Raw genomic sequence first — 19,258 nt, forward strand, 5'->3', positions numbered from 1 at the left:
CACCAACCATAGGCAATCGGTTCGCTCAACGCAACCGTCGGGTCAGGGGATCAGGTGCTGGTGGGTGATCCCTTCCTTCCAGTGTATCCGGTGATCGATGGCAGGGCTGGTATAGATGGTTCCGTCCGCGCTTATCAGCAGCAGGGCGTGGGTATCCATGCGGTCCGCGAGGCTTTTCCAGTTGCCGGGACCCGCGACCAGGAAGGCCGTGGCGGCGGCACTGGCGACCATGGCGCTGCGGTGCACGACGGTCACCGAACGGACCTCGCTGACCGGCTTGCCGTTGCGCGGATCGACAATGCGCCGGTAGAGCGGCTCCTGCCGACCGGCTGCGATGTCCATGGCGTGCACGGTGACCACGCTTTCATCGTCGCCGGTTTCGATCGACCCGATCAGGTGGCTGCCGCCGGCATCGGGAATGCCCGCCCACCAGGCATGGTCGCCGCGCTTGCCCGTCGTATGCACGTTGCCGCCGATGACAGTCATGGTATTGGCCGCGCCGGCCCGGCGCAGGCTGCTGCTGCCAAGGTCCAGGGCAAGCCCGCGTATCACGTCGCCGAACTCGAGCTGCACCATGCGGTTTCGGCCGCTCACGCGATTACCGTTCACGACCAGGTCGTCCATGGTGGGTGCGCGCTGCAGGATCCGCGCCACCTTGGCATCGACCAGCGCCTGCACCTCCTCCGGATAGGGCGGCGGCGTATCGCAGGCGTAATGTTCGCAGGGAAATTCCCACAGTGCGGCCAGCTTGCCGGCCGCCGGGTTGAACAGGCCGGCGCTGGCGTACGACAGCTCGCGTGACCGCGCCAGCAGCTCGACCATTTCGTCGCTGACGGCAATGCTGCGTCCGTGCGCCAGCGCCTCGTTCACGCGTTGCAGTTCGCCGCCGCTGGCGAAGGTGTAGCCGATGTGGTCCAGCGACCGGAACGTCTGCTCCGCCTGCCGGAACGCTGTCTCGGCCTGTTCCGGGGGCAGTCCGGCGATACTGACCTGGGCGAAGGTCCCAAGCACATCGAGGCGGGCTTCGGCCACCTCCGGTCTGCGTGAGCAGCCCGCCGCGGTTGCCAGCAGCAAGGCCACGACGAGCGTGGCCTTAAAGGGTGTGGGTTTCATGGTCTGCACCATCGGTTGGCATTGCACGATCCGGTTCCTTGCGGCATTCAGAAATACGCGGCGTTGACCCACATGTGGACCTGGATGCTGGCTGCATATCCGAGCGCTATCACCGGCGTCCAGCGCAGATGGCCGAAGAACGTGTACTTGCCGCGCGCCTGACCCATCAACGCGACACCTGCGGCGGAGCCGATCGACAGCAGGCTGCCGCCAACGCCGGCCGTCAGGGTGATCAGCAGCCACTGGCCGGTGGGCATGTCCGGGTTCATGGACAGCACCGCGAACATGACGGGGATGTTGTCGACGATGGAGGACAGGATGCCGACGCTGATATTGGCGGTGGTGGCGCCCCATTGGTTGTACATCACGTCCGAGGCCATGGCCAGGTAGCCGAGAAACCCCAGGCCGCCGACACACATGACCACGCCGTAGAAGAACAGCAGGGTGTCCCACTCGGCGCGCGCGACTTTGTTGAAAACATCGAAGGGCACGATGTCGCCGAGCCTTCCGGCATGTTCGCGTTCGATGTCGTTGAACTGCAGCATGCGGCTTTCCGCGCGTCGCAGCAGAAAGCCGAACAGCTGCAGATAGCCCAGGCCGGTCAGCATGCCCATCACCGGCGGTAGCTCGAGGAAGTTGTGGAAGCAGACCGCCGTGACGATGGTCAGCAGAAACAGCACCATGATGGTCCTGGCGCCGGGCTTCATGGCGATCAGCTCGCTGCCGCTGTCCGGCTGGCCGGCGGGTACCGCGAAATGCATGATGATGGCGGGCACCAGGAAATTCACCAGCGCCGGCACGAACAGGGCGAAAAAGGTGCCGAATTCCACCATGCCTTTCTGCCAGACCATCAGGGTGGTGATGTCGCCGAACGGGCTGAAGGCGCCGCCGGCATTGGCGCTTACGACGATATTGATGCAGGACAGCGTGACGAAGCGGGTGTTGTCGCCACCCACGGCCAGCACGACCGCGCACATGAGCAGTGCCGTGGTCAGGTTGTCGGCGACCGGTGAAATGAAGAAGGTGAGGGTGCCGGTCAGCCAGAACAGTGTGTGAAAGTCGAATCCCTTCCGTATCAGCCAGGTCCGCAGGGCATCGAACACGTTGCGTTCGTCCATGGCATTGATGTAGGTCATCGCGACCAGCAGGAACAGCATCAGCTCGGCGTACTCGAGCAGATTGTGGCGCGCGGCTGCCTCGGCCAGGTGGCCGTTGCCGCTCTCGCCCGCGGCCCAGGCCACCAGCCCCCAGATCAGGCCGGCGGCGATGATGACCGGCTTGGACTTGCGCAGGTGGATGAATTCCTCGGCGGTCACCAGCAGGTAGGCGAGCACAAAGATCGCCAGTGACAGATAACCCACCGGACTTGTGGCCAGGTCGGATATCCCGCCCTGGCCACCGGTGGCGGCGAAGAGCATGTCCGGCTGCAGGGCCGCGATGGCCGGCAGCCACGCCCGGCGTGCAGTGCGGTTATTTTTGTTTGTGTCGGTATGCACGCGTTATCTCACGGGTCAGGGCCAGCGCGCGCGGCAGGGCAGCAGTCGCGCAGCGACGCAGCTGCGCGGTAAGCACGCAGCCTTCGCTGCCAGGCACGCCGGCTCCGCCGCAACCATCAGTGGAATGGCGTGCTGAAGAAATCGAAGAACGCCCACATGATGACGGATGAAGTCACCAGGGTCAGCAGCATGGCCGGAGTACCCTTGCGGAACCACAGGCCGGGTGTGATGCGCAGGCTCGGGTCCCCGCTGTCCTTTGCCAGGCGTTCGGACAGGGTAACGATGAACACGTTGGCAGTGGAACCCAGGTGCGTGCCGTTACCCCCCATGCCGACGCCGATGGCCAGTGACCACCACAGAGGCGTGACGTTGATTCCCTGCTGTTCCATGCCCAGGATGATCGGCACCATGGCTGCGGTAAACGGGATATTGTCGATCATGGCGGAGAGGATCGCGGCGCCCCACATCAGGACGATGGATGCGAGCAGCAGGTCGGATTCCACGAACGGACGGATATACTGGCCGAGGAACTCCAGGAAGTGGCTGTGTTCCACGCCGCCGACAACCACGAACAGGGAGATGAAGAACATCAGCAGACTCATCTCCACATCTTCGAACGATTCGTCGAGTTCGATGTGATGTGCGATGAATACCAGCAGCGTGAGACCGATCGCTGCCACGAACCACGGTTCCCATCCCAGTTTGTGATGGAAGATGAAAAGCACGACCATGATGAGCAGCACGATGACCGAGGCATACCATGCCTGGCGGTCCTTGATCCCTTCCCGGTTGGAGAAATCCTGCTGCTGCGGTGTCACCGCCAGTTCGCGCGCGAACAGGTATTTCTGGGCGATCAGGATTGCCAGCCAGGCGGCAAAGACGATGCCGCCCATGTGGATCAGGAACGTGTTGAAGTCTATGTTTGCGGCCGAACCGATCATCAGGTTGGGCGGATCCCCCACCAGTGTGGCGACGCCGCCGGTATCCGACAACAGGGCTGCGGCCAGCAGGTAGGGCACCGGGCTGACCTTGAGCGCCTGACAGATCAGCACGATCAGCGGGCCGAAGATGACCACGGTGGTGACATTGTCGAGCAGCAGCGAAATCACCGTGACCGCTGTGCCCAGCATGGCGAGCAGGATGAACAGTCGGCCACGGCTCAGGTCGGCGATGCGATAGGCCAGGGCCTGGAAGCCCCCGGTGGGGATCATGATGGCGACGATGGTCATCATGCCGCCGAGCAGGAATACCACATTCCAGTCAATCGCCTCGACGGCGAGTTCCGGGCTGTAGAAGTCGAACACCTGTCCGAACAGGACCATCAGGGCGGCGCCGCCCATGGCGAATTTGGTGCGGTGAAAACCGTGCACGCCCTCGGTGAAGATTCCGATAAAGGTTGCAATCAGGATAACGGCGGAGATCGCCATTTGATTGTTCCATATCAGCGGTTCGGTCAGGGTGTGTGCTTCCATTGAATGAAATCCTCAGAAAATGATGTTCAACATGATCATCATGACGGCGAGGAACAGTACGGTCATGACACCGCCTGCACGCATGAAGTCCGGCACCCGATACCCGCCCGGTCCCATCAGCAGTGCGTTCACCTGGTGCGTGGGGATCAGGAAGGAGTTGGAGGTGGCGATGGCCACCGTGAGCGCGAATACCGCCGGGTCGGCGCCGGCCTTGAGCGCCAGGTTCACGGCCAGGGGCACCAGTAGCACCGTGGCGCCGACATTCGACATCACCAGCGTGAAGAAGGTGGCCAGCGCGGCGAGCGCGGTCTGCAATATCCAGATCGGAACCTCGCCCAGCAGCGCCAGTGTCTGTTCGGCGATCCAGGCGGCGGTGCCGGTGTTTTCCACCGCCATGCCGAGCGGGATCAGGCTGGCCAGCAGGAATACGGTTTTCCAGCTCACTGCCTTGTAGGCCTCGTCCATGCTCAGCACGCCGGAGAGAACCATGCCGAGCGCGCCGGTCAGCAGCGACACCGAGAGGCGCAGGTCGGTGAACAGCACCAGCGACAGCGCGACCAGGAAGAAGACCAGCGCGTGGCCGACCTTGTTCGGGCGCACCTCCTCGTGCGGGTATTCTGTCGTGATCACCACGAAATCAGGATTGGACTCGAGCCGGAACAGGGCATCCCAGGTGGTGTGCACGACCAGTGTGTCGCCGGCCTTGAGCGGCAGGTTGCGGATGTCGTCGCCTTCCCGCATGGTCTTGCCGTCGCGGTGCAGGCCGACCATGGCGATGCCGTAGGTCTTGCGCATCCAGACATCGCGCGCGCTCTTGCCGATCAGGTGGGAGCCGGGCGGTATGACCACCTCGGCGACGCCGGACTTGGTCGGCGCCAGGGCCTCGCCGAAGGTTTCCAGGTTCCTGCTGCTTTTCAGCGCGTATTTCTCGACGAAGTTCTGGACGTCAGCCGGGGAGGCGAGGATGCCCAGCACCATGCCGCCTTCGATACCCAGGTCGCGCGCCAGCGCGCCCGGACCGATGCGGGTGTCCTTGTCGGTACGCATGGTGGCGATAATGCGGATATGCGAGTTGCCCTCGACTTCGTCGAACAGCTTGCCGACCAGCGGGCTCGCGGCCGGGACCCGCACCTCGAACAGGGCATAGTCGATGCCGTAGACGTCCTGGAAGTAGCGCATGGTGTTGGATCCGACCGTGCTGCTTTCCGTCTGCCCGGCCGGCAGCACCAGCCGCCCGAGCAGCACGAAGTAGGCGATACCGGTGGTGACCAGGGCCAGGCCGACAGGCGTGACGCTGAACAGGCCGAAGGTATTCATCTTCTGGTCCGGCGGCAGGGCCTGGTTGGACGTCAGGATCAGGTCGTTGAGCAGGATGAGCGGACTGGAACCGACCATGGTCACGGTACCGCCGAGGATGGCGCAGAAGCCCATGGGCATCAGCAGCCGCGAGAGCGCCAGGCCGGAGCGGGCCGAGATGCGGCTGACGACCGGCAGGAACAGCGCCGCGGCGCCGACGTTCTGCATGAAGCTGGAGATGATCGCCACGGTGCCGGAGATGAACGGAATGATGCGGGCCTCGGTGCGGCCGCCATGCTTGAGGATGAAACCCGCGACGGTGCTCATGACGCCGGTCTTGTCCAGGCCCTTGCCGATGATCATCACCGCGATGATCGAGATCACGGCGTTACTGGCGAAGCCGTCGAACAGATGCTTGGTCGAAACGAAGGGCTGTTCGAGGCCGAACAGCAGGGGGCCGGCGAGCGACATCAGCCCGAGCAGGACCATGATGCTGACAGCTGCCACGTCGACGTCGACGATCTCGAACACGAACAGGTAGATCGTCAGCAGGAGTATGCCGGAAACCCAGGCGATTTCGGCGGTCGGGACCGCGGTACTGAGTTTGAATGCGACGGCGAGGAAGACCAGCGCACCGATGAGGCGCTTGATGAGGATGTTTTTCGCTGTTGTGTTCACGTCTACTCCAGTCATGCCAGGACAGGCGCCGTGACGCCCGTAGCAACAGAATGACAGCATGGTCTGGCCAGCTACGCGGGTGGACCGGTAACCGTCAGGGCATTGCCGTCATGATTTATCCAGTCACGCCGCGGTGGTCTGGGACCCCGCCGCGGCGGTTGCAAATCTGGTCTTCCCTCCGGTGCTGCAGGGAAATGCGCCGGTTCCGGTCAGGCTGGTATGCGCATGCCGCCGGGTGGCCCACGAATGAGCTTGATGCGTCCGGTCTCGGGGAATGCGGCATGCGGCGCGCACGCCGGCAAGCGCAGGTCGAGACGATGGCGCAACACGGTGCCGGGAATCGAGCCCGGGGCGGCGGCCGTATCGTCAGTGTCCGGTTCCACGCAGGCAGGCTTTGTCTCCGGCTCGCAGCCCGATACCGGTGTCCCGTCCCACGCCGAGGCGACACCCTCGACGGCATACAGGGCGAACGTCACGAGCAGCGCCCGCCACAGGCAGTTGAAAATGATCATGCGGAATGCAGGCATGCGCAGCTCGAACGGGACCAGGATCATCGACGTAAAAAAGCCGCCGAACTATAGCAAGATGCATTGCCCCAGTCAAAGGCGGGATTAAAAAACGGGTTTGTATTCCGCAGCTTAGCGGGCATGGCCGATTGCTGCGGCCGCTTGGGAGGGGGCGGGCTTGTGTACCGCGCTGGCGGCGTGGGTGGCGGATCAGCCCTCGTCGCTCAGGTCGGCATCCCAGCCGGCCGTGCGCGCCCGATCCACGGCGGCCTGCTGGATACGCAGGTAGCGGGCGCGGATATCCTCGGGCAGGTCATTGACGCGGTGATTGTACTTCCCCCATTCGACGCTGGTTTTTTCCCACAGCTGCTCGATCGCCAGATGGTTCCAGCCGGCGCAGGTCTCGGTTTCCGGGATCAGGCCGAAGGCCCAGGCATCGCGGATGATACGGCCGGTGTCGGTCATGCCGCCGTTGATATCGTTGTCGATGCCGACGTAGCGCTGATCCTTTTTCTGCTGCATGCCGCCAGTATAGCGAACAGTCGGCGGCGCCGATACTTGCCGGTTCCTCTCCGTACCGGCCCGTCCGCTGGGCGGTGCGGCTATAATGCAAGCTGATCCGTGCGAATCGTGGGGGGTGAACATGGCTGGCGTTACCAGGATGCCGACACCTGAAGAGGCCCTGCCCGGGCGCGAGCGCGGCATGCCGGTGCCGGAGCGGCACGCCGTGAACGGCCACCCCCTCGTTCCTCCCTTTCCCGCAGGCATGCAGACGGCGTTGTTCGGGCTCGGCTGCTTCTGGGGCGCGGAACGCAAGTTCTGGCAGCTGCCTGGCGTTTACAGCACGGCCGTCGGATATGCCGGCGGGTTTACCGAGAATCCGACCTACGAGGAGGTATGTACCGGCCTGACCGGACACACCGAGGTGGTGCTGGTCGTCTATGACCCGGCTGCAACCAGCTATGAGGCGCTGCTCAGGGTGTTCTGGGAATCACACGATCCCACCCAAGGGATGCGCCAGGGAAATGACGTTGGGACGCAATACCGTTCCGCGATCTATCTCTATGGCGCTGATCAGCGCGCGGCTGCCTTGGCTTCCCGCGAGGCCTACCAGGCGCGCCTGCATGCGCGCGGTTTCGGCCAGATCACCACCGAGGTTTCCGAGGTCCCGGTCTTCTATTATGCGGAGGATTATCACCAGCAGTACCTCGCGAAAAATCCGCGTGGCTATTGCGGTCTGGGTGGCACGGGAGTCAGTTGCGGCTGAGCGCGATCCGCTGTTGCCGCGGGCAAAAAAAAGGTGGCCATCGGCCACCGGGAGTTGAAGACTGTAATGATGGCGGTGTGCCGCTGTAGCGCCGTCGTCGTCGCGGGAAACTTACCCTGTCTGACCGTCGGTGTCATTAGTACTTATTTCCTAGTCCATCCGATATGCCTGCCCCGCAGTCCGCTCCCGGCGCCCTGCCGCCCGCGACTCAAGCGCCTACCCGTACGCTGAAAGCGTCCCTGACATACCGGCCACTGCTGCAAAGGCAGGCGCCGTGCGCCGTGCGCAGTGCGCAGTGCATGGAACGGATCTGCCCGATGCCTACCCCTGGCCCGTTGCGGCACGCACATGCAGCAGCGGCAGATCCCGATCGCAGCAGGGCGCCACGCAACAAAGCCGCCACGGCTGCGGGTCTGGGAATAGCGGCGTTAGGTTCTGTGTTACTCTTGCGCGATGCTACTGCGGGGTCAGTTACTGAACCGTCTCGCTGACGGTGAATATCATTCTGGAGCGGCCCTTGGCGCTGCGCTTGGCGTCAGTCGCATGGCAGTCTGGAAACACCTCAGCGCACTGCGCGAACTCGGTATCGAGCTGGAAACCGTGCGTGGCCGGGGGTACCGCCTGCGCAATGCCTGCGAGTTGCTCGATGCGGACAGCATCCTGTCGCATGTCGGCATGGGCGCGCGGCCGCTCCTCGGTCCGCTCGAGGTATTGCTCGAGACCGATTCGACCAATTCGCGTCTGCGCCAAAGGGCACTGGATGGCGCGTCGTCCGGCACGATCTGCCTCGCCGAAATGCAGCACGGCGGCCGCGGCCGGCGCGGCCGGCGCTGGGTCTCGCCGTTTGCCTCGAATCTCTATCTCTCGCTGCTCTGGCGGACGCCGCTGGGTGCGGCGGCCCTGGGCGGACTGAGCCTGGTGGCCGGGATTGCCGTGTTGCGCTGCCTGCGGGCATTCGGGGTGACGGCGGCCGGCCTGAAATGGCCCAACGACGTGATCGCGGGCGCTGCCAAGCTGGCCGGTATCCTGATCGATGTGGCCGGTGAAGCGGCGGGACCCTGCGCGGTCGTGGTCGGCGTCGGTATCAATGTCGCCATGCCGCCGACCGCCGCGCGGGACATAGACCAGACCTGGACCGACCTGCGAACGGTGACAGGGACCGGGGACATCTCCCGCAACCGGCTGGCGGCCGGACTGCTCGACGAGCTGTTGCCGGCGTTGCAGGCATTCGAAACGGACGGGTTGCAGCCATTCATGACCGACTGGCAACGTTACGACTTGGTCGGCGGGCGCCCGGTGAACGTGCACCTGCACGACACGGTGGTGCAGGGCCTGGCCCGTGGCATCGACGCGGGCGGGGCCTTGCTTGTCGATACCGACAGCGGCCGGAGGCGCTTCACATCCGGCGAGGTCAGCGTGCGGGTCACGGCATGAACCTGCTGGTGGATATCGGCAATACTTCCGTCAAATGGGCCTGTGCGAACGGTTTGCAGTTCGTGCAAACAGGCCGCTTTGAGCATGCCGGTGGCGATCCCGACGCGCAGATGGAGCAGGCTTGGGGCGCGCTGCCCGCGCCTGGCCGCGTCATGGCAGCGAACGTGGCCGGTGGCGTGCGCGCGACCCGGTTGTGCGCCTGGGTCGAGCGCGCCTGGCAGCTGCAGCCAGCGTTCGTCCGGGCCGCCCGGCAGGCGGCCGGTATAACGAACGCCTACACCGAGCCGGCACAGCTCGGCGCGGATCGCTGGGCGGCGATGATTGCGGCATGGCACGCGATCCGTGGCGCGGTCTGCGTGGTGGACTGCGGTACGGCGATCACCATCGACCTGATCGACACGGCCGGTCAGCATCGCGGTGGCCAGATCCTCCCGGGCGTGACGATGATGCGGCATGCGCTGGGAACCCGAACCGCACAGCTTCCCCGGGTGCACGGTCAGCGGGAGCCGGTGCTGCTTGCGCGCGACACCGACGCTGCCATCTACAGCGGCACACTCTATGCCGCGGCGGCGGCGATCGAGCGTATCGTGGCCGACATGGCGACGGCCACGGGACTGCGGCCCGAACTCGTGCTCACCGGAGGCGCGGCGACGCTGCTGACGCCGCAGCTGCTACCGGCCTTTAGTTACGATGCGGATCTGGTCCTGAAAGGGATCGCCTTACTCGCCGGAGATACTTGATGCGCCATCTCGTGTACCTGTTGCTGATCCTCAACGTAGCCTATTTCGGCTGGAACCTGTTTGCTGCCGGTACGCCCGAACAGCAGCAACGTGAATTGCCGCCGCTGCCGGCCTCGGCCAAGCCACTGGTGACCCTGCAGGAGATGCAACAGCACTCCGCAGCCGTGCTGGAGCAGGATGCCGACGGGGTCGATGCGCTCACCAGGACGGATCCGCCCGGTGCCGGTGGCACGGCGGTCTGCCAGCGACTGGGACCGTTCCTGGCGGAGGCGGATGCACGCGCGGTGGCCGCGCAGCTCGACCGGCACGGTCTCGAGCCACGACAGCGCGTCAGCGCGGACCGGCAGGAAAGCAGCTACTGGGTCTACCTGCCGTCGATGACGCGGGCTGCGGCAATGGAGATAGCCCGACAGCTGGATGCGCAGGGCGACCACGAGTACTACATCGGCAAGGACAATTTCATTTCGCTGGGCACCTTCCGGGACAGCGCGCGTGCCGAGATCAGGCAACGGCAGTTACAGGAGATGGGTCTGGATGCGATGCTCGAGCCGCGCCACGCGACCCGGGACAGCTACTGGCTGGAATTCCGGGGACGGCACGAGGCTGCGCCGATAGTGGCAGAGGTGATGGACCGGTATCCCGGGCTGCTGCTGCAGCCCATGGCGTGTCTGTGACCGCGTCAATTGCAGCTGCTGTGGCCTTACAATACACTATCAGCCCTGTCCTGCCGGACAGGCTGCCGGCGTAGCTCAGATGGTAGAGCGCTTCACTTGTAATGAAGATGTCGGGGGTTCGATTCCTCTCGCCGGCTCCATTCCCCAGTTCCCGCCATCCCGGCAGCCAGCAGTGCCGGTAGCATCTAAAGCGGTCTGATTCCGGGCCGATACGTCCTGAGGCGCCATGAACTCGGGCGCCGGCATGTCTCTTCTCCGGTGACGGTCTTTACAAGGATGTAAAGCGTGACGGCTAGCAAACAATCCCTTGCAGCGCAGCTCAGACGCAAGGAGCAGGAATTTCAGCTGCTCAGCCAGATCACCCAGATGGTCGGCAGCGAGCACAACCTGCAGAAAGTGTTCGATACCGTTGCCAGCAGCGCGCGCGAATTGCTCCGGGTCGAGACCGTTGCCATTCCCATCTTGTCGGACGACGGGATGCGCTACACCTACCGGGCGGCGTGTGGTGTGAATGCCGATGATTTGCGCGACACCGAGCTGCCTGTAGAGGTCGGCCTGTGCGGCTGGGTGCTGCGCCACCGCCGCGCCTGGTGGCAGGGGCTGACCGAGGCGCTGGCGGAGCGCGACGGCAACCGCTGGGAAGGCGACGGCGCAGCGGTGATCCTGGTGCCACTGGTCGGCAAGCATCGTTTCCTCGGCGGTATCGCCTGCATGCGCAAGGTGGACGGCCAGGCCTTCGCGGCGGAAGACCTGGAGCTGCTCACCCTCTTCGCCGGCCAGGTCAGTATAGCGATCGAGAATGCCATGGCATTCGAGGAGCTGCAGGCGGCCAGGCTGGCTGCCGACGCCTACCGGGACAAGCTGGAGCGACTTAACCAGAAACTGATCGCCGCCAACCGCGAACTCAAGCATCTTGCGGTGCACGATCCACTCACCGGTCTGCCGAACCGAACGCTGGTGCTCGATCGCCTGGAACAGTCGATCATCAGCGCACGGCACAACGGGGAAGGTGTGGCGCTGATCATGATCGACCTGGACCACTTCAAGGAAGTGAACGATACCCTGGGGCATGGTACGGGCGATCAGTTACTGATCAAGATCGGCGAGCTGTTCCGGAACGTCCTGTGCGAGGAAGACACCATCGGGCGGTTGGGCGGAGACGAGTTCGCGGTAGTGATACCGGCGGCGGGCAAGAACGAGGCGCTTGCCGTTGCCGAACGGCTCGGTGCCGCCCTCAAGACGCCGGTGCTGATCGGGCAGACGGCCTGTTCTGTGGGCGCCAGCATGGGCATTGCGGTCTGTCCCGAACACGGCGCACATCCATCGGCACTGATGAAATGCGCGGACGTCGCGATGTATATCGCCAAGCGCAACCGCAACGATATCTTCATTTACGACGAGGCGATGGATACCAACCGTCCGGAGCGTCTCGAACTGGTCAGGGACCTGCATCTCGCCATCCAGCAATGGGAGATCGATGCGGCCTTCCAGCCGAAGCTGGACCTGCAAACCGGGCTGATCATCGGCGCGGAAGCCCTGGCGCGCTGGACGCGCCCCGGTCACGGCCTGGTATCGCCGGTCGAGTTCATCCCCATACTCGAGCAGACCGGCCTCATCAAGCCGTTCACCCTGCAGATGGTCGAACACGCGGTGCGCTTCTGCAAACTGTGTGTGCAGTCGGGTTACCGGATCGGTGTCGCGGTCAATCTTTCCGCCCACAACCTGCGTGATCCCAGGCTGCCGGAACAGGTCGGGGAGATCCTGTCCTATCACGGGCTCGCGGGGAACCTGTTGACGCTCGAGATCACCGAGAGCGCAGTAATGATGGATCCCGAGCTCAGTTTCGAGATTCTGAGCCGGCTGCACGCGATGGGCCTGCAGTTGTCCATCGATGACTTCGGTACCGGCTATTCGTCGCTGAGCTACCTGAAACGCATGCCGGTGCAGAAACTGAAGATCGATCGCTCCTTTGTGCGCGATATGGTGCGGGACAGCGATGATGCGATAATTGTCCGCTCCACCATCGATCTGGCCCATAACCTGGGCCTGAAAACCATCGCGGAGGGGGTCGAAACCGAGGAAACGCTGGAGGTGCTGCGGGGGATGCGCTGCGATATGGTGCAGGGGTATCTGATCAGCCGGCCGCTGGCGCCCCGGGATTTCCTCGCCTTCCTCGGTGACAGCGACTGGCAGGTACAGACCGCTGCCGGCGCCTGAGCCGGCAGCGGATTCCGGACCCCAAACGAAGAGCCCCGCAGCAGCGGGGCTCTCCTTTCAGCAGAGTGACTCTGGTTCAGGCCGCCTTCACGTTGCTCGCCTGCAGGCCCTTGGGGCCCTGCTCGACATCGAACGTAACGCTCTGGCCTTCAGTCAGGGTCTTGAAGCCATCGCCGACGATGGCGGAGTAGTGTACGAACACATCCTCACCACCATCGCTGGGCGCGATAAAGCCGAAACCCTTGGACTCGTTGAACCACTTAACAGTACCTGTCGCCATTAAAACTTACCTCGAAACAAAAAAAACGAAATTTCAATCGCAAACCGTGCAGGGCCTGTGCAGGAGGGTCAATCTATAATTCCGATACAACCTGAAACGTGCAACTGAAACGCATGCCGGGTCCGAGGCGGCTGCAGTTGCATCCGTCCGTACCTCGTCAGAAGGGATAGTACACCAAGCGTGGCGGAATTGCGCTAGTTATTGCAGCGTTGCGGGTTACGGTCGCTTGTTCAGCGTAAGCCACGGCATCTCCGAGAGCAGCAGCTGGCGTTCTTCCAGATCCAGGTTTTCCATGCGCCGGTCGCGGCGCTTGCGCCGTTCCCGGGCAAACTGCGCGCGGCCGTTGTCTTCCAGCGGATCGTGCCCCGTGTCTTTGGCCTTGCGTCTGTCCGTGCGATGTTTCATGACCCCCCCCAGGCGTCGCGACGCGGATGTTCGCTGTCAGCTTAGCGGCCGGGCGGGTGGCCACTTGAGTGGCTGAATGCAAAATAAACAATGAGATACCGAATGACCGTGCCACTCGTGCCCGCCTTGCCGGCCCGCCGCCGACCCCGGCGTGGCGGATCGTGATCCGGATCATGGTTTTTTCCGGAAGACTGTAGTGTGGCGGAAAACGGCCGATATCCCCCGGTACGAACAAGGTTGCAGTGGTGGGGCGGTCCCGTGACCACTGCATTGTCAGGAGGGGTCGGCGTTGCGCGTTCGCAGTATGAAAATGTTCAACTCGATCGGTTTTATCGGTCTGGTTGTGTTCTGCGCCGTCGTGCTGACATCCATCGTTTTCTCCGCCCCGGCCACGGTCGCCCCGCCGCTGGCCGAGCATCTCGCCGAGTGGCCCTGGCTGCTGCAGGCGCAAACGCCAGCCACCGCTCCCGCTGCCCTGCTGCCCGCGGTGGAGTCTGTGCAACGCTGAACCGGTTGCCGGTATTCGACCGACCGCTGCTGCAGTGCGCACGGGGCTGAGATGCGCTCTTCCCTGTGCTGCGCGACATTGTCCAGCGCCGCGGGAGTCAGGAGCGGTGAGACCGCATGGCGGCCGAGGTAACGGCCTGGGTCAGGCTGCATTCACGACCGCAACGCGGTTCCGCGGGATCGTGTGACAGGTTCTAGAACCTATCTCAAAATTGGCACAAGCATTCTCACATCGTCATGCCCGCGCAGGCGGGCATCCAGAAAACCCGCGAAATACTGGATTCCGGCCTGCGCCGGAATGACGAAAAACATGGCCGCCGCAGGATTTTCCAAATTTGAGACAGGTGCTAGTCTCTGCCATAACGGCGTCTGACGTAATCGTCGACCAGCTGGCGAAACTCGGCAGCGATGCCGCTGCCCTTGAGCGTGACCGATTTGGTGCCGTCGATATAGACCGGTGCAACCGGTGTTTCACCGCTGCCCGGCAGGCTGATGCCGATATCCGCGTGCTTGCTCTCGCCCGGTCCGTTGACGACGCAGCCCATCACGGCCACCTTCATCTCCTCGACCCCCGGGTAATGCTGTCGCCAGTAGGGCATCTGCAGGCGCAGGTGCGCCTCGATTTCCTGCGCGAGCTGCTGGAAGAACGTGCTCGTGGTGCGGCCGCAGCCCGGACAGGCGATCACCGCGGGGGTGAAGTGGCGCAGGCCCATCGACTGCAGCAGCTCCTGCGCGACGGCCACCTCGCGGGTGCGCTCACCACCGGGTTCCGGTGTGAGGGAGATGCGAATGGTATCGCCGATCCCGTCCTGCAGCAGCACCGCCAGGGCGGCGGTCGATGCCACGATGCCCTTGGTGCCCATGCCGGCCTCGGTCAGACCCAGGTGCAGGGCGTAGTCGCATTGCGCGGACAGCAAGCGGTAGACCGCGATCAGATCTTGCACGCCGCTCATTTTTGCTGACAGGATGATGTGATCGCGCGGCAGGCCGAGCGCCTCCGCTTGCGCGGCGCTTTCCAGCGCCGAGGTCACCATGATTTCGTGCATGATCTCGCGTGCGTCGAGCGGGTCCGGGCGCTGTGAGTTGGCATCCATCAGGCGCGCCACCAGGGCCTGGTCCAGGCTGCCCCAGTTGACGCCGATGCGCACCGGCTTGTCGTAGCGGCAGGCGCATTCGATCATCTGCGCGAACTGTTCGTCGCGCTTGCGGCCGCGCCCCACATTGCCGGGATTGATGCGGTACTTGGCCAGCGCCCGGGCGCAGTCCGGGTACTGCGCCAGCAGCTTGTGTCCGTTGAAATGGAAATCCCCGATCAGCGGCACGGTTGACTCGCCATCCCGCGCCAGTTGCTCCGCGATGAGCGGCACTGCCGCGGCAGCGGCCTCGGAATTGACCGTGATGCGGACCAGCTCGGAGCCGGCCCGAGCCAGTGCGCGCACCTGTTGCACGGTGGCCGCTACATCCGCAGTGTCGGTGTTGGTCATCGACTGCACCGCCACCGGGGCGCTGCCGCCGATGACGACGGCGCCGACCCGGACGGGGATGCTGTGGCGGGTATGAATCGGGTGCGCGGCTGTTGTCATGGGTGGGCTGGACCTCGTTGCGGCTATGATAATGAAAAATCGTTCCGGCGGTACAGTTCCGGCGCGTCGGCGGCGGGCCGTGTCCCGTCGGGACCGGCGCCAGGGAGCGGCCGGGTCGGGCAGGCTTGCAAGTCCGGCGGGACTGGATATAATCACAGCTACTGTACGGATAACCAGTAGCCGCATATGACCCAGGATACGCTGACTGCACGCCAGGCCGAGATTCTAGAACTTATCCGCGCGCACGTCGTGGAGGAGGGGTGTCCGCCTACCCGCGCCGAGATCGCCGACAGCCTTGGCTTCCGCTCCCCGAATGCCGCGGAAGACCATCTGCGTGCGCTGGAGCGCAAGGGCTACATCGAGCTGGTTCCCGGCGCCTCGCGCGGGATCCGCCTGCTGGAAGAGGATTACGGCCTGCCGGTGATCGGCCGTGTCGCGGCCGGTGCGCCGATCCTGGCCGAGCAGAACATCGAGGATTACTGCCAGGTCGAACCCGCCCTGTTTTACCCGGCTGCGGATTATCTGCTGCGCGTGCGCGGCGACAGCATGCGTGACATCGGCATCCTGGATGGCGACCTGCTGGCCGTACATCGCACAGCGCGGGCCGAAAACGGCCAGGTCGTGGTCGCCAGGCTGGGCGACGACGTCACCGTGAAGCGCTTCCGGCAGCGCGGGGCGGTTGTGCGTTTACTGCCGGAAAATCCGGACTACGAGCCCATTCGCGTCGATCTGCGCGAGCAGGAACTGGTGATCGAGGGTTTGGCCGTCGGCATATTGCGTAAGGAGATAGCTTGATGAATACCGTGACAAAATTGCATCATCTGAACGCCTGGGAGCGCACTGCGGCGGGTGGGGCAGGCGTCGTGTCCAGCGGGATATCCGGCCTGGATGAACTGCTGCCGGCTGGCGGCTGGCCGCGGCACGGCGTGGTGGAGATCATCGTGCCGGACATGCTGGCCGATGCCATGGGTCTGGTGCTGCCGGTCCTGCGTCGCCTGGGGCAGCAGGGCCGGATGCTGGCGCTGGTCACGCCTCCGTTCGAGGCTCGCGCGAGCCTGTATGCCGATGCGGAGATCAATGCCAATCGCGTGCTGCAGGTCAACCCGCATCCGGGTCGCAGTGCCCTGTGGACGGTCGAATCACTGCTGGAGACCGGTGCCTGCGCGGCCGTGCTGGCCTGGCCGGGATGCAATACCGAACTCATGGGCAAGCGGCTGCGGAAGGCGGCTGCGGCAGGTCGTTGTCTGGGTATCCTGTTTCGCTATGCCGGGCTGGCAACGCGGCGCAGTGCCGTGGACCTGCGGCTCAGGCTCGATGTCACCGGGGCGGGCCGGGTGCTGTATCGCGTGAACGGCAACGGCGAGACCCTGGCGGGTATCAGTATCTAGCGTACCCGAGGTACCACCGGATGGCGGAGGATGTCCTGCTCTCGCGGCATCACCGTGCCGCCGGGGCTGGCCGTCAGCATTGCCGGTAGCGCTGTAGCAAGGCGTATGGCGCAGCGCCTGCGCTGGGGATGCCGTTGCGTGCTGCGTGATCCTTGGCCGTCAGCCCGGTCAACTCCGTGTCGCGTTCGCCCTCCAGCCCTGGCGGCTGGCAAAACATCGCTCGAAATAGCGTTCCGTGGCCGTGATCAGCTTGCGTTGCTCTGCGTTGAGCGCGGATTCCAGCGTGCCGATCCGGGTCATCATCGCCAGCAGCGCGGTTGCCTGTTCCGGTGTGAAGCGGGAACTGCTGGCTTCGAGGATCCGGTCCAGCTTGTCGACCAGGTAGATCTCGTCGCGAATGAGATGCGCGCTGGCCAGCATCAGGTCGGAGGCCGCGTTGCCGTCAAGCTTGAATTCCTGCTCGAACAGGGTTCGGAGCGCGTGTTTCTGCCCGCTGCTGATCTCTCCCTCGCACTTCGCCGTGCCCAGCAGCAGCACGGCGGCAACATCCATCGGATCGTCCAGACGATACAGGGCCGGGGTGTTGTACTGTCTGCGCCAGCGCGAACGGCGCAGCCAAAGCAACGGGTTGATCGAGTCAGGGTTGAATCCGGAACGCTGCAGCGCAACAAGGGCCCAGATCAGGCCGGCGACCGATGACAGGATGGCGAGTACGATGTGCATGCACGGTTTCCGCTCTGGCAGTCCTTGATTTAACGGCTGAAATCTCCGGCGATGTAGAACCTGTCCCGCTATACCCCGCAGCGGCGGCGATTTGTTGGCTTGGCAAAACGCGGTGGGCGCGGAGTTGCCGTCGCTACAGGTGGACTGCAGCGCTGCCAGATGAAAAAAAGTGCGCGGTCCCAGTGGGTTGCGACCGGGTTGCGGTCGGCAGCGCGGCACACGTGGAATGGCGAGACAGGTTCTGGTGTCGCCCATCATGCTGCCATTTTGGCAGGCTGGCGTGACCGGCCACCGGTCAGTGCATCAAACCCATCCGGGTTCGTCGGGAGGCGCTCTCGCTGCCATTCGCGATCCGGCCACCCGGCTGCGCTCGGGCGCACCGCTGCATCCGCGCGGTGATCCGGCTCACGAGCGCAGGTGCGACCGACGATGCGCCCTGATGTCGACTGCGATCTTGAGCGTGACAGGCAGTAACAGGGCGGCAACCGGGCTGCCCAGGGCGAGGCTCAGGCCGCCGCCGATGATCACGGTGACGTGCATGATCATGATCCGGTCGTAGGGCCCGCGCATCAGCTCCCGCGGGCGCTGGCGACGGTATTCGCCCTGGCCGATGAAATGGTAGTAGAACGACAAACCGTGACTGAGCAGCAACGCCAGCAGTGCCGGCCAGAGCGCATACAGGTATCTGCCGACATCCGCCAGCGCGCTGTCGCCGCTGCCTTGTCGCGCCACGAACAACTCGAACACGAACAGGAAATGTACTGCCATGAAGGCGCCGAAATGGCTGACAAACAGCAGCCCCGTGAAGAGCGCCGCCCAGCGCTGCACCACGGCCATTTTCAGCAGGTTGAAGCATCCGATGACGGCGCTTTCCGCCCAGAACAGGACCATGAGCCGTCCGAGATCCCATCCGAACAGCAGTACGCCGGCGATGGGTACGAGGTTGGCGGCAAGCAGCGCCAGCGCGGTCAGTCGCGAACCGTCAGCTGCAGTAGAGGATGCCGCCGGCTCGGTCTCGGCTGCCTGTGCGACGTCCCCGGGCAACCGGCGTGGCGCGCTCAGGAAAAAGCCCGGTGCCGCGGCCACAGTTGTGACCGGCAATGCGCGGATCCGCTCGGCCAGCCCTTCGGCGGTAGCCGGGTCGAGGTCCGAGCCGAGTTCCATCCGCGTCCCCGCGTAGTCGAACGCGAGGTGCGGACCGCGCCAGGCCGTGCCGGCGCCCGGTTCCGGTATCCGACGGTGCAGGTTGGTGATGCGGGTCGGATCGAGCCGGAACCGTACGAACAGCAGCGGCAGCCCGAGCCGGACTTCCACGCTGCCGGGCCGCAGTACCACGACCTCCCGTCCGAACCCGAGCAGCGCGAGCAGGCCATAGAGCACGGCAAGACCCAGCGACCAGCCCAGGAGCCAGGCCGTCGTGAACAGCGCCATGGTCAGGTTGAACAGGCCGTCAAGGGCGACCCAGCTGCCCGCGGCCTG

19 protein-coding genes and 1 tRNA gene are annotated in these 19,258 nt (G+C 64.3%); 9 read left to right on the forward strand and 11 right to left on the reverse strand.

The window, feature by feature from the left end; genetic code table 11:
- Window positions 1-42: 42 nt before the first annotated feature.
- The 6 genes from R3F42_16175 to R3F42_16200 all read right to left on the reverse strand — a co-directional run bounded on the left by R3F42_16175 (window position 43) and on the right by R3F42_16200 (window position 7,083).
- Window positions 43-1,113, reverse strand: a complete 1,071-nt coding sequence (locus tag R3F42_16175) for an FAD:protein FMN transferase (protein ID MEZ5543552.1) — start codon at window positions 1,111-1,113, stop codon at window positions 43-45.
- A gap of 47 nt (window positions 1,114-1,160) precedes the next feature.
- Entirely contained in the window at window positions 1,161-2,531 is a 1,371-nt protein-coding gene (nhaD, locus tag R3F42_16180; GenBank protein ID MEZ5543553.1) for a sodium:proton antiporter NhaD, read from the reverse strand.
- A gap of 194 nt (window positions 2,532-2,725) precedes the next feature.
- Window positions 2,726-4,081: an ArsB/NhaD family transporter gene (locus R3F42_16185; protein ID MEZ5543554.1), complete on the reverse strand. Its 1,356-nt coding sequence runs from the start codon at window positions 4,079-4,081 to the stop codon at window positions 2,726-2,728.
- A gap of 12 nt (window positions 4,082-4,093) precedes the next feature.
- Window positions 4,094-6,055 (reverse strand): SLC13 family permease, encoded by a 1,962-nt coding sequence (locus tag R3F42_16190; protein MEZ5543555.1) that lies wholly within the window; start codon window positions 6,053-6,055, stop codon window positions 4,094-4,096.
- Between the two features lie 209 nt (window positions 6,056-6,264).
- Window positions 6,265-6,609 carry a hypothetical protein gene (locus R3F42_16195; GenBank protein ID MEZ5543556.1) on the reverse strand — a complete coding sequence of 115 codons (345 nt, stop codon included), beginning with the start codon at window positions 6,607-6,609 and terminating at the stop codon, window positions 6,265-6,267.
- Between the two features lie 162 nt (window positions 6,610-6,771).
- On the reverse strand, window positions 6,772-7,083 hold the full coding sequence (locus tag R3F42_16200) for a hypothetical protein (GenBank protein ID MEZ5543557.1): 312 nt from the start codon (window positions 7,081-7,083) through the stop codon (window positions 6,772-6,774).
- A 121-nt stretch (window positions 7,084-7,204) separates the two neighbouring features.
- Between R3F42_16200 and msrA the strand changes: the two genes are divergently transcribed.
- From msrA to R3F42_16230, 6 genes are all read left to right on the forward strand, one after another.
- Window positions 7,205-7,828: a peptide-methionine (S)-S-oxide reductase MsrA gene (gene msrA, locus R3F42_16205; GenBank protein MEZ5543558.1), complete on the forward strand. Its 624-nt coding sequence runs from the start codon at window positions 7,205-7,207 to the stop codon at window positions 7,826-7,828.
- A gap of 453 nt (window positions 7,829-8,281) precedes the next feature.
- Window positions 8,282-9,262 (forward strand): bifunctional biotin--[acetyl-CoA-carboxylase] ligase/biotin operon repressor BirA, encoded by a 981-nt coding sequence (gene birA / locus R3F42_16210; protein ID MEZ5543559.1) that lies wholly within the window; start codon window positions 8,282-8,284, stop codon window positions 9,260-9,262.
- Window positions 9,259-10,002 carry a type III pantothenate kinase gene (locus R3F42_16215; GenBank protein ID MEZ5543560.1) on the forward strand — a complete coding sequence of 248 codons (744 nt, stop codon included), beginning with the start codon at window positions 9,259-9,261 and terminating at the stop codon, window positions 10,000-10,002. Before birA ends, R3F42_16215 begins: the two co-directional genes overlap by 4 nt.
- Window positions 10,002-10,676, forward strand: coding sequence for a hypothetical protein (locus tag R3F42_16220; GenBank protein ID MEZ5543561.1), 675 nt, complete (start codon window positions 10,002-10,004; stop codon window positions 10,674-10,676). Before R3F42_16215 ends, R3F42_16220 begins: the two co-directional genes overlap by 1 nt.
- 64 nt (window positions 10,677-10,740) lie before the next feature.
- Window positions 10,741-10,816, forward strand: a tRNA-Thr gene (locus R3F42_16225).
- 145 nt (window positions 10,817-10,961) lie between these two features.
- Window positions 10,962-12,893 carry an EAL domain-containing protein gene (locus R3F42_16230; GenBank protein MEZ5543562.1) on the forward strand — a complete coding sequence of 644 codons (1,932 nt, stop codon included), beginning with the start codon at window positions 10,962-10,964 and terminating at the stop codon, window positions 12,891-12,893.
- 76 nt (window positions 12,894-12,969) lie between these two features.
- On the opposite strand, the gene R3F42_16235 is transcribed toward R3F42_16230, so the two are convergent.
- The gene (locus tag R3F42_16235; protein ID MEZ5543563.1) at window positions 12,970-13,173 is read right to left on the reverse strand and encodes a cold-shock protein; all 204 of its coding nucleotides are present in this window, start codon (window positions 13,171-13,173) and stop codon (window positions 12,970-12,972) included.
- 216 nt (window positions 13,174-13,389) lie between these two features.
- Window positions 13,390-13,578, reverse strand: coding sequence for a hypothetical protein (locus R3F42_16240; protein MEZ5543564.1), 189 nt, complete (start codon window positions 13,576-13,578; stop codon window positions 13,390-13,392).
- Between the two features lie 304 nt (window positions 13,579-13,882).
- On the opposite strand from R3F42_16240, the gene R3F42_16245 reads away from it, so the two are divergent.
- The gene (locus R3F42_16245) at window positions 13,883-14,086 is read left to right on the forward strand and encodes a hypothetical protein (protein ID MEZ5543565.1); all 204 of its coding nucleotides are present in this window, start codon (window positions 13,883-13,885) and stop codon (window positions 14,084-14,086) included.
- 346 nt (window positions 14,087-14,432) lie between these two features.
- Here R3F42_16245 and ispG read toward each other — a convergent pair whose 3' ends face one another.
- Window positions 14,433-15,668, reverse strand: a complete 1,236-nt coding sequence (gene ispG / locus R3F42_16250; protein ID MEZ5543566.1) for a flavodoxin-dependent (E)-4-hydroxy-3-methylbut-2-enyl-diphosphate synthase — start codon at window positions 15,666-15,668, stop codon at window positions 14,433-14,435.
- 186 nt (window positions 15,669-15,854) lie between these two features.
- Between ispG and lexA the strand changes: the two genes are divergently transcribed.
- Entirely contained in the window at window positions 15,855-16,463 is a 609-nt protein-coding gene (gene lexA, locus R3F42_16255) for a transcriptional repressor LexA (protein MEZ5543567.1), read from the forward strand.
- Window positions 16,463-17,056, forward strand: a complete 594-nt coding sequence (locus tag R3F42_16260) for a SulA-like leucine-rich domain-containing protein (GenBank protein MEZ5543568.1) — start codon at window positions 16,463-16,465, stop codon at window positions 17,054-17,056. The genes lexA and R3F42_16260 overlap by 1 nt, the downstream gene beginning before the upstream one ends.
- A 168-nt stretch (window positions 17,057-17,224) precedes the next feature.
- On the opposite strand, the gene R3F42_16265 is transcribed toward R3F42_16260, so the two are convergent.
- Complete coding sequence (locus R3F42_16265) at window positions 17,225-17,779, reverse strand: TerB family tellurite resistance protein (protein MEZ5543569.1); 555 nt, start codon at window positions 17,777-17,779, stop codon at window positions 17,225-17,227.
- Between the two features lie 405 nt (window positions 17,780-18,184).
- Window positions 18,185-19,258, reverse strand: a 1,074-nt coding sequence (locus R3F42_16270) for a DUF6498-containing protein (GenBank protein MEZ5543570.1), incomplete at its 5' end; no start/stop codon positions are given.

The sequence above is a fragment of the Pseudomonadota bacterium genome (assembly GCA_041395565.1).
GTDB lineage: Bacteria > Pseudomonadota > Gammaproteobacteria > UBA9214 > UBA9214 > UBA9214.